Origin of the sequence: Streptomyces sp. NPDC017993, assembly GCF_044328065.1 — a bacterium.
Lineage (GTDB): Bacteria > Actinomycetota > Actinomycetes > Streptomycetales > Streptomycetaceae > Streptomyces.
Map to the genome: position 1 here is coordinate 354,842 of NZ_JBIRGO010000009.1, position 9,351 is coordinate 364,192.

At 69.7% G+C, this 9,351-nt stretch carries 7 protein-coding genes and 1 pseudogene; 4 read left to right on the plus strand and 4 right to left on the minus strand.

Annotation, left to right across the window (positions count from 1 at the left end):
* Positions 1-2: 2 nt before the first annotated feature.
* The 3 genes from ACH4FH_RS19495 to ACH4FH_RS19505 all read right to left on the minus strand — a co-directional run bounded on the left by ACH4FH_RS19495 (position 3) and on the right by ACH4FH_RS19505 (position 3,219).
* On the minus strand, positions 3-1,028 hold the full coding sequence (locus ACH4FH_RS19495) for a 6-phosphofructokinase (RefSeq protein WP_398557094.1): 1,026 nt from the start codon (positions 1,026-1,028) through the stop codon (positions 3-5).
* 194 nt (positions 1,029-1,222) lie between these two features.
* The gene (locus tag ACH4FH_RS19500) at positions 1,223-1,951 is read right to left on the minus strand and encodes a type 1 glutamine amidotransferase (RefSeq protein ID WP_398557095.1); all 729 of its coding nucleotides are present in this window, start codon (positions 1,949-1,951) and stop codon (positions 1,223-1,225) included.
* A gap of 29 nt (positions 1,952-1,980) precedes the next feature.
* On the minus strand, positions 1,981-3,219 hold the full coding sequence (locus tag ACH4FH_RS19505) for a MurT ligase domain-containing protein (protein ID WP_398557096.1): 1,239 nt from the start codon (positions 3,217-3,219) through the stop codon (positions 1,981-1,983).
* 187 nt (positions 3,220-3,406) lie between these two features.
* Here ACH4FH_RS19505 and def point away from each other — a divergent pair, with 187 nt between their 5' ends.
* Complete coding sequence (gene def, locus ACH4FH_RS19510) at positions 3,407-3,958, plus strand: peptide deformylase (protein ID WP_398557097.1); 552 nt, start codon at positions 3,407-3,409, stop codon at positions 3,956-3,958.
* Positions 3,959-3,981: 23 nt separating this feature from the next.
* Here the strand turns inward: def and ACH4FH_RS19515 are convergent, their stop codons facing one another.
* Positions 3,982-4,629: a TetR family transcriptional regulator gene (locus tag ACH4FH_RS19515; RefSeq protein WP_398557098.1), complete on the minus strand. Its 648-nt coding sequence runs from the start codon at positions 4,627-4,629 to the stop codon at positions 3,982-3,984.
* Positions 4,630-4,791: 162 nt separating this feature from the next.
* On the opposite strand from ACH4FH_RS19515, the gene ACH4FH_RS19520 reads away from it, so the two are divergent.
* From ACH4FH_RS19520 to ACH4FH_RS19530, 3 genes and pseudogenes are all read left to right on the plus strand, one after another.
* Entirely contained in the window at positions 4,792-6,018 is a 1,227-nt protein-coding gene (locus tag ACH4FH_RS19520) for an acyl-CoA dehydrogenase family protein (protein ID WP_398557099.1), read from the plus strand.
* Between the two features lie 1,301 nt (positions 6,019-7,319).
* On the plus strand, positions 7,320-9,092 hold the full coding sequence (gene gcl / locus ACH4FH_RS19525; protein ID WP_398557121.1) for a glyoxylate carboligase: 1,773 nt from the start codon (positions 7,320-7,322) through the stop codon (positions 9,090-9,092).
* A gap of 154 nt (positions 9,093-9,246) precedes the next feature.
* Positions 9,247-9,351, plus strand: a pseudogene (locus ACH4FH_RS19530) (hydroxypyruvate isomerase); the annotation flags it as partial.

Consider the following 9,351-nt stretch of genomic DNA (forward strand, 5'->3'; position numbering starts at 1 on the left):
CGTCACAGCACGCACTCGGCCTCGGCGTAGCGCTCGACCGGCACGGTCTTGAGCGTCTCCACCGCCTCGGCGAGCGACACCAGCGTGATGTCCGTGCCGCGCAGGGCGGTCATCATGCCGAAGTCGCCACGGTGCGCGGCCTCGACGGCGTGCCAGCCGAAACGGGTGGCGAGCACGCGGTCGTAGGCGGTCGGGGTGCCGCCGCGCTGGACGTGGCCGAGGATGACCGGGCGGGCCTCCTTGCCGAGGCGGTTCTCCAGCTCGACGGAGAGCTGGCGGGCGACACCGGCGAACCGCTCGTGGCCGTACATGTCCTTGCCGCCGATGTCGAAGGTCATCGTGCCCTCGCGCGGCTTGGCGCCCTCGGCGACCACCACGATCGCGAACTTCTTGCCGGCGTCGAACCGCGCGGCGACCCGGGCGGTCAGCTCGTCGATGTCGAAGGGGCGCTCCGGCACCACGATCGCGTGCGCACCGGCCGCCATTCCCGAGTGCAGCGCGATCCAGCCGGTGTGGCGTCCCATGACCTCGACGATCATCACCCGCTGGTGGGACTCGGCGGTGGTCTTCAGGCGGTCGAGCGCCTCGGTGGCGACACCCACCGCGGTGTCGAAACCGAACGTCACGTCCGTGACGGCGATGTCGTTGTCGATCGTCTTCGGGACGCCGACGATGGGCAGCCCCGCGTCGGACAGCAGCCGGGCCGCCTTCAGCGTGCCCTCGCCACCGATCGGGATGATCGCGTCCAGGCCCAGCTCGGCCACATGGCCGCGGGCGCGCTCGACGCCGTCGCGCAGATGGGCGGGCTGCACCCGGGACGACCCGAGGATGGTGCCGCCGCGCGCCAGGATGCCGCCCACGGCATCGAGGTCGAGCTTGCGGTAATCACCCTCCAGCAGGCCCTTCCAGCCGTCCCGGAAACCGATCACCTCATCGCCGTGATCAGCGGTGGCGCGGTGGACGACGGACCGGATGACGGCGTTCAGGCCGGGGCAGTCGCCGCCGGAGGTGAGTACACCAATACGCATTGCTCGAAAACCCTCTGCAACTCAACCGGAGACCCGGACCCCGTCGTCCGGTTGGATCCCGCTCACCCTACAAGCGCGGAGACCCTCGGCACACGTACGCCCGCAGTGCGGACTGCGGGCGTACGAAAACGGGACCAATAGCGGAGTAATACGGAAGAAATGCGGAAGGAACGCGACCCGAAGGCCGCGGTGGGTCAAGCGGGCTGCGTCGCCGCGGCGATCCGCTCCTGCCGCAGCGCCTCGTACCACCGGTCGTCGGCCGGCGGCAGCGCGTTGACATCCAGCGCGAGCTTGATCAGCAGATCGGCGATGTGCGGATTGCGGGCCATCACCGGGCCGTGCATGTACGTGCCGAAGACGGTGTCGTTCCACGCGCCCTCGTAGCCGTCGCCGACGCCGTTGCCCTTGCCGAACCGCACCTTGGCGAACGGCCGGGCGGTCTGGCCCAGATGCGTCACGCCCTGGTGGTTCTCGAAGCCGGTCAGCGGCGGCAGCCCCAACTGCGGATCGATGTCGGCGAGGACGTCACCGACGCAGCGCTCCGCCTCACCACGGGTGCTCACCACGTCCAGGAGCCCCAGGCCCTGCTGCTGCTCACCGAGGTCATTGATGAACTCGTGGCCCAGGATCTGGTAGCCGGCACACACCGAGAAGACGATGGCGCCGTTGGAGACCGCGCGGTCCAGGCCACCGTCCCGGATCAGCCGCTCGGCGGCCAGCCGCTGCGGCCGGTCCTCACCGCCGCCGATCAGGTAGATGTCGCCGGAGGTGGGGATCTGCTGGTCGGACCGCACGTCCAGGCGCTGCACATCCAGGCCGCGCTGACGTGCCCGCCGCTCCACGACCAGGGCGTTGCCCTGGTCGCCGTACGTGCTCAGCAGGTCCGGGTAGATCCACACCAGCCGCAGGCTGTTGTCACTCATGCTCGCTCGTCCTTGTCCGCGCATCATGCTCAGTTGCCCACGCGACGGCGCAGGTCCTGGAAGGCCGTGTAGTTGGCGATGACCTCGATCCGGCCGGGCGGTGCCATCCGCACGGCCTCATCCAGGCTCTCGCACACGTGGAAGTCGAGTCCGGCGACCTCCAGCCGTACGGCGAGGTCCAGCTTGCGGTCGCCGAGCACGAAGATCGGGTGCCCGGCGAGCCGGGTGTAGTCGACGTCCCACAGCCAGGAGGTGTCCGTGCCGTCCGCGCCGCGGGCGTTCACCGACATGATCACCGGCGTCGGCGGCGGGTCGATCAGCGAGAACGTCTCCAGCCAGCCGGCCGGGTTCTTCGCCAGCAGCAGCCGCAGCTCCCGCTCCATGAAGGTGACGACGTCGTAGCGGCCGGCCACCGCCTGTACGGAGTACATGCGCTCCAGCGCGACCTGCGGCGGCACCCCGAACGCGGCCGCGACCGCGGCGGACGTCGTGGCGTTGGCCTTGTTGGCCCGCCCGGGCAGCTGCAGCTTGATCGGCCATGCACTGCCGTGCGGGTCCAGGACGTGGTCACCGGACAGCGCCCAGCTGGGGGTCGGACGGCGGAAGCCGCACTCCCCGCAGAACCAGTCGTCGCCGGGCCGCTGCATCACGCCACCGCAGGAGGGGCAGGACCAGGCGTCGTCCTTCCACTCCTGGCCGGCGGCGACCCACACCACGTTCGCGGACGACGAGGCCGCCCAGACGATCAGCGGGTCGTCCGCGTTGGCGATGATCAGAGCCTTGGAGCCGGCCAGGCCCTCGCGCCAGTGCTCGGCCAGCATGCGCGTCTCCGCGGCCCGGTCGAGCTGGTCGCGCGAGAGGTTCAGCAGCGCTATGGCCTTCGGCGTCACATCCCGCGCCACGCCGGAGAGGTACTTCTCGTCCACCTCGATGACGCCGAAACGGGCGTCGGAACCACCGGCCAGCGCGGATGTGATGCCCGCCGGCATGTTGGCGCCGAGCGCGTTGGAGACCACCGGGCCGCTGGCCCGCAGCGCTTCCGCGATCAGCCGCGTCGTGGTCGTCTTGCCGTTGGTCGCCGACACCAGAATGACGTCCAGATGCCGGGCCAGCCGGGCCAGCAGGTCGGGGTCGAGCTTGAGTGCCACCCGGCCACCGATCACCGATCCGCTGCCGCGGCCCGCCGCGCGCGATACCGCCGCCGCGGCCTTGCCCGCCGTCACGGCCAGCTTGGCCCGCGGCGACAGCGGCTCCGTGTTGCCTGCCATCGTCCTTGATCCTCCTTGCATCCGGCGCCCTCCTGCCCTGTGGGCTGCCGGTGGAACGCCTCCTCCGCAGCCGACGACCGGCCGGAGGCTTCGGTCGGGGAGCAGCCTATCGAGATCCGGGCGTGAGCCCGAACCCCGCCACCCGTGCCGCGACATCGGGTATGACCAGGACCGTACGCTTACCCCCATGCGTTCCCGCACCATCCCGGGCAGTTCCGGCCGCCCGCGCCCCCTTCGCCTCCTCGGCGACCCGGTCCTCGCCGAGCCCTGCCGGGAGGTCACCGCCTTCGACGGCGAACTCGCCCGGCTGATCGAGGACATGTTCGCGACGATGTACGCCGCCCGCGGCGTGGGTCTGGCCGCCAACCAGATCGGCGTACCCCTGCGGGTGTTCGTCTACGACTGTCCCGATGACGAGGACCGCCGCCATCTCGGACATCTCGTCAACCCCCGCCTCCTCGAAACCGGCGGCCCGGTCGTGCGCGGCCCGGAAGGCTGCCTCTCACTCCCCGGTATCGAGGCCGGAACCCCGCGCCACGACGAGGCCGTGGTGACGGGCGTCAGCGTCAGCGGCGAGCCCAGGAAGGTCGCCGGCACGGGCTTCTTCGCCCGCTGCCTCCAGCACGAGTGCGACCACCTCGACGGCGGACTGTACGTCGACCATCTCACCGGGCTGCGGCGTCGGCGGGCCTTGCGCTCGGCGGCAAAGGCGCCGTGGGCGGCGGAGTCCGCACGCTGAGCGGCGGACCCGCGCCCTTCGGCTCAGAATCCGCGGCTGTTCGCGCGGTCCTTGGCAAGGGCCAGCTGTCCCCACAGCAGATCGGTCAGGTGCTGAACCAACTGCTCGCGCGAGCAAGGGCGTTCGCGTAGCCACCAGTCGCCGGCCGCGTGCATCATGCCGACTATCCCGTGCCCCCACACACGCGCCGTCTCCTCGCCGCCCGGCCCGAGGTCGAGCCGGTCGCCGATGACCTTGGCCAGTTCCTCGCCGAGCCGGCGCAGCAGGGGAGCGGAGTGCCGTCCGACATCGAATCCGGACTCGGCCTGGTTCGCCTCGTCGGCCGGGTGCATCAGGAACCGGTAGACCTGAGGCCGGGTCTCGATCGCGACGAGATAGGTGTCGAGGGTGGCCTCGACGCGGTCCCGGCGCAGCACCGGCGCGTCCAGCGCCGCCCGCAGACTGTCGAGCAGGGCGTCGGTGTGCCGGACGGCCAACGCGCGGTACAGCCCGCCCTTGTCGCCGAAGTGCCGGTACAGGATCGGCTTGGTGATGCCGGCCTCGGCGGCGATGGCGTTCATCGACGCTTCCGGGCCGTCGCGCAGCACGATACGTTCCGCGGCCTCCAAGAGTTCCCGCCGCCGCTGCTCGGTCGCCGCCTGCTGGCGACCGAGGTGCTGTGTCTTCTCCATGGTCGTGCTCCCCACCCTTGTGAATCCGTGGCGTTTGCGCAACGTAACACCCGCACTCCACGGCGAAATCGAACCCTGGGGAGTTGACATCCCCTACCGGCGAGTAACACACTCGGGGTTACCGCAAGTAACAACAGTTGAGAACGTAGCGCTGGAGGGGACATGGCCGAGTTCACCATGGAGCTCAACGACGAGCAGAAGGAAGTCCGTGACTGGATTCACGGCTTCGCCGCCGACGTCATGCGCCCTGCCGCCGCCGAGTGGGACGAGCGCGAGGAGACTCCCTGGCCGGTCATCCAGGAAGCGGCCAAAATCGGCCTGTACTCGCTCGACTTCTACGCCCAGCAGTTCTTCGACCCGACGGGCCTGGGCATCCCCATGACGATGGAGGAGCTGTTCTGGGGGGACGCCGGAATCGGTCTGTCCATCGTGGGCACCGGCCTCGCCGCGGTCGGGGTGCTGGCGAACGGCACGGAGGAGCAGATCGGCACCTGGGTGCCGCAGATGTACGGCGACGCCAACGACGTGAAGGTCGCCGCCTTCTGCTCGTCGGAACCGGATGCCGGCTCCGACGTCGGCGCGATGCGTACCCGCGCGGTGTACGACGAGGCCAAGGACGAGTGGGTGCTCAACGGCACCAAGACCTGGGCGACGAACGGCGGCATCGCCAACGTCCACGTCGTCGTCGCGGTGGTCGACCCGGACGTCGGCTCCAAGGGCCACGCCTCCTTCATCATCCCGCCGAACACCCCCGGCCTTTCCCAGGGCCAGAAGTTCAAGAAGCACGGCATCCGCGCCTCGCACACCGCCGAGGTCGTCCTGGAGGACGTGCGTATTCCCGGCCACTGCCTGCTCGGCGGCAAGGAGAAGCTGGACGAGCGCCTGGCCCGCGCCCGCGAGCGCGCCAAGAACGGCGGCGAGCGCGTGAAGAACGCGGCGATGGCCACCTTCGAGGCGTCCCGCCCGGCCGTCGGCGCCATGGCGGTCGGTACCGCCCGCGCCGCCTACGAGGAGGCGCTGGAGTACGCCAAGACCCGCACCCAGTTCGGCCGCCCGATCATCGACAACCAGGGTGTGGCCTTCCAGCTGGCCGACATGCGCACTCAGGTCGACGCCGCCCGCCTGCTGGTGTGGCGCGCGTCCTGGATGGCCACGGCCGGCAAGCCCTTCACCTCCGCGGAGGGCTCCATGTCGAAGCTCTACGCGAGCGAGGTCGCCAAGAAGGTCACGGCCCAGGCCGTGCAGATCCTCGGCGGCAACGGCTTCACCCGCGAATACCCGGTCGAGCGCATGCACCGCGACGCAGCGATCTACACCATCTTCGAGGGCACCAGCGAGATCCAGCGCCTGGTCATCGCGCGGACGCTGTCGGGGATGCCGATCCGCTAGGGCATCTTCACAGGAGGACGCGTGTAGAGGGGACTCACCGGAGGCCCCACCCTGTGGGGGGTGGGGCCCTCCGGTGCGCCTGGAGCGGGGGAGTCCCTGGTGGAGAGGAGTGGGGGATTCGCTCCACAACCGGGAGACTACGGGGGACGATGCCGCTGCCCCCCGGCGCCGCGGATGCGCCCCAGGTCGACGCACCCGACCAGCTCGCCGATGCTCGCATGGTGCAGAGCCATGAGGGCCGCCTCCTGGCCATGGTTGAGTGACGCTGTGGATCTGGATCAGGCCAACGTGGGGAAAGAGAATGAGATATGACTGACGATCAAGAGCACGGCGCCAAGAAGGAGAGCCGGTTCACGTTCACGGACTGGATCGAGGGCGCGGTGCTGCTCTTCATGGCCGTCGCGTTCGTGGTCTGGCTGGTCAAGTAGCTCGCCGGCCCACCCGACGAGACGGCAACGGCTGACCTGCGCGCGCGGCGATCTCACGCGGGTCGGTGCCGCCGCGCGGCGTGCTCGCCCGGAGGCGCGGAAGCTGCGCCTCGGTAGCAACTCCCCTTTCCGGGTCAGGGAATCGAGGCAAGGCTGGACCCTCGCTGTCGAGCCTGAGATGCACGACGTGCTGGTGCCGGCCATGCGCGTCGACGCCGATCGAGGTGGGCGCGACCTGGGCGGTGGCGAGCGCGAGCCACAGCCGCCGGGTAGGGAGACGCCTGCGAGCCCCGCCCGTGACGTAGTGCAGAGCCTCCTGGGGCCTGCCCCGTAGAAGGCTGTCGGCAATGCCGATGCCCCAGGGGATGTGGGCCGGGCCGTACGCGCCGAGGGCCTGCCGCAACTCTTTTGCCTCGCCGACGCCGGCGCTCCCACGACGGGGGCGCCGGCGTCGGCATGCGTACGTTCTCGGGCACTCGTACGCCCTCTGGAGGCCTGCGTGCCGCGCCTCATCGCCGGCGAGCCGCAGCGTGCCCATCGCGCCGCCCCGGCTCCGGCCCCGCCCCCCAAGCCGCCTTCGGACCGAGAGGCGGCCCGCCGCGCCCGCGCGCCCGCGCGCACGGCGCCCGCGATGCCGCGCCCGTATGCGCCGCCGCGCCCGCGCCTCCCTCTCTCGCACTCGTGCGCTTCCTCTGCCCCCGCATCGCGGACATTCCGGCATCGCGCGACCGGCATCCCCTTGACGAGCGGATCGTCTCGTTCTACGTTCCTTCCATAAAGCAAAACATTGATTCCACGATACGGAATTAAGAAACCGGCCTTTCGGCCGTAACTGCCCCTGACAGGTCGACGCAGGAGTACTCGATGCCTCGAATGACAGCCGCCCGCGCTGCGGTGGAGATCCTCAAGCGCGAGGGCGTGACCAACGCCTTCGGAGTGCCGGGCGCGGCGATCAACCCGTTCTACGCAGCGCTCAAGGGCGCGGGCGGGATCGACCACACGCTCGCCCGTCACGTCGAGGGCGCCTCGCACATGGCCGAGGGGTACACCCGGACCAACCCGGGCAACATCGGTGTCTGCATCGGTACGTCCGGCCCGGCCGGCACGGACATGATCACCGGCCTCTACTCCGCCATCGGTGACTCGATCCCGATCCTGTGCATCACCGGTCAGGCGCCGGTCGCGGTGATTCAGAAGGAAGACTTCCAGGCCGTCGACATCGCCTCGATCGCCAAGCCGGTCACCAAGGCCGCGACCACCGTCATGGAGGCCGCCCAGGTCCCGGGCGTCTTCCAGCAGGCCTTCCACCTGATGCGCTCCGGCCGTCCCGGCCCGGTCCTGATCGACCTGCCGATCGACGTCCAGCTGACCGAGATCGAGTTCGACCCCGAGACGTACGAGCCGCTGCAGGCCTTCAAGCCGACCGCGACCCGCGCGCAGGTCGAGAAGGCCATCACGCTGCTCAACGAGTCGGAGCGCCCGCTGATCGTCGCGGGTGGCGGCATCATCAACGCCGACGCCTCCGAGCTGCTGGTCGAGTTCGCCGAGCTGACCGGCACCCCGGTCATCCCCACCCTGATGGGCTGGGGCATCCTCGCCGACGACCACGAGCTGAACGCGGGCATGGTGGGTCTGCAGACCTCGCACCGTTACGGCAACGCGAACTTCCTGGAGTCCGACTTCGTCCTCGGCATCGGCAACCGCTGGGCCAACCGCCACACCGGCAAGCTGGACGTCTACACCCAGGGCCGCAAGTTCGTCCACGTCGACATCGAGCCGACCCAGATCGGCAAGATCTTCGCGCCGGACTACGGCATCGCCTCCGACGCCAAGGCCGCGCTGGAGCTGTTCGTCGAGGTGGCGAAGGAGCTCAAGGCCGCGGGCAAGCTCCCGGACCGCAGCGACTGGGCCGCCTCCACCCAGGAGCGCAAGGCGGAGCTCCAGCGCCGCACGCACTTCGACAACGTGCCGATGAAGCCGCAGCGCGTGTACGAGGAGATGAACAAGGCGTTCGGCCCGGAGACGCGCTACGTCACCACCATCGGCCTCTCCCAGATCGCCGGCGCGCAGATGCTGCACGTCTACAAGCCGCGCCACTGGATCAACTGCGGCCAGGCCGGCCCGCTCGGTTGGACCATCCCCGCCGCGCTGGGTGTGGCCACCGCCGACCCGGAGACCCCGGTCGTGGCCCTGTCCGGTGACTACGACTTCCAGTTCATGATGGAAGAGCTGGCTGTCGGCGCCCAGCACAAGATCCCGTACGTCCACGTCCTGGTGAACAACGCGTACCTGGGCCTGATCCGCCAGGCGCAGCGCAACCTCGACATCAACTTCCAGGTCAATCTGGAGTTCGAGAACATCAACGCCCCTGAGCTGGGTGTCTACGGCGTGGACCACGTCAAGGTCGCCGAGGGTCTCGGCTGCAAGGCGATCCGGGTCACCGAGCCCGACCAGCTGCTGGCCGCCTTCGAGGAGGCCAAGAAGCTCGCCGCCGAGTACCGCGTGCCGGTGGTCGTCGAGGCGATCCTGGAGCGGATCACCAACATCTCGATGAGCGGTTCCGACATCGCCAGCGTGAACGAGTGGGAAGAGATCGCGACCGAGCCGGGCCACGCGCCCACCGCGATCAAGCCGCTGAAGGTCTGACACAGGGCCGAAAGGGCCCCGGCTGGGGCTCTCGGTCCGACGCAGGACCCGAGGGGGCGGTGCGCCGGGCGGGGCTTGACCGCCACGCCCGGCACCATCACCATCTCGTATACCAGAAATATTAATCCGCTATCCGGAAGGAGCGCCGGCTTTTATGGGCTACACGGACACGCGCTTCAACGTCAATCTGTCGATTCTGTTCACCGAGCTTCCGTTGCTGGAGCGGCCGGCGGCCGCGGCGGCGGCGGGTTTCACGGCG

Coding starts and splice junctions, on each gene's coding strand:
- ACH4FH_RS19495 (WP_398557094.1), bottom strand. CDS start 1,028: ATGCGTATTGGTGTACTCACCTCCGGCGGCGACTGCCCCGGCCTGAAC.
- ACH4FH_RS19500 (WP_398557095.1), bottom strand. CDS start 1,951: ATGAGTGACAACAGCCTGCGGCTGGTGTGGATCTACCCGGACCTGCTG.
- ACH4FH_RS19505 (WP_398557096.1), bottom strand. CDS start 3,219: ATGGCAGGCAACACGGAGCCGCTGTCGCCGCGGGCCAAGCTGGCCGTG.
- def (WP_398557097.1), top strand. CDS start 3,407: ATGCGTTCCCGCACCATCCCGGGCAGTTCCGGCCGCCCGCGCCCCCTT.
- ACH4FH_RS19515 (WP_398557098.1), bottom strand. CDS start 4,629: ATGGAGAAGACACAGCACCTCGGTCGCCAGCAGGCGGCGACCGAGCAG.
- ACH4FH_RS19520 (WP_398557099.1), top strand. CDS start 4,792: ATGGCCGAGTTCACCATGGAGCTCAACGACGAGCAGAAGGAAGTCCGT.
- gcl (WP_398557121.1), top strand. CDS start 7,320: ATGACAGCCGCCCGCGCTGCGGTGGAGATCCTCAAGCGCGAGGGCGTG.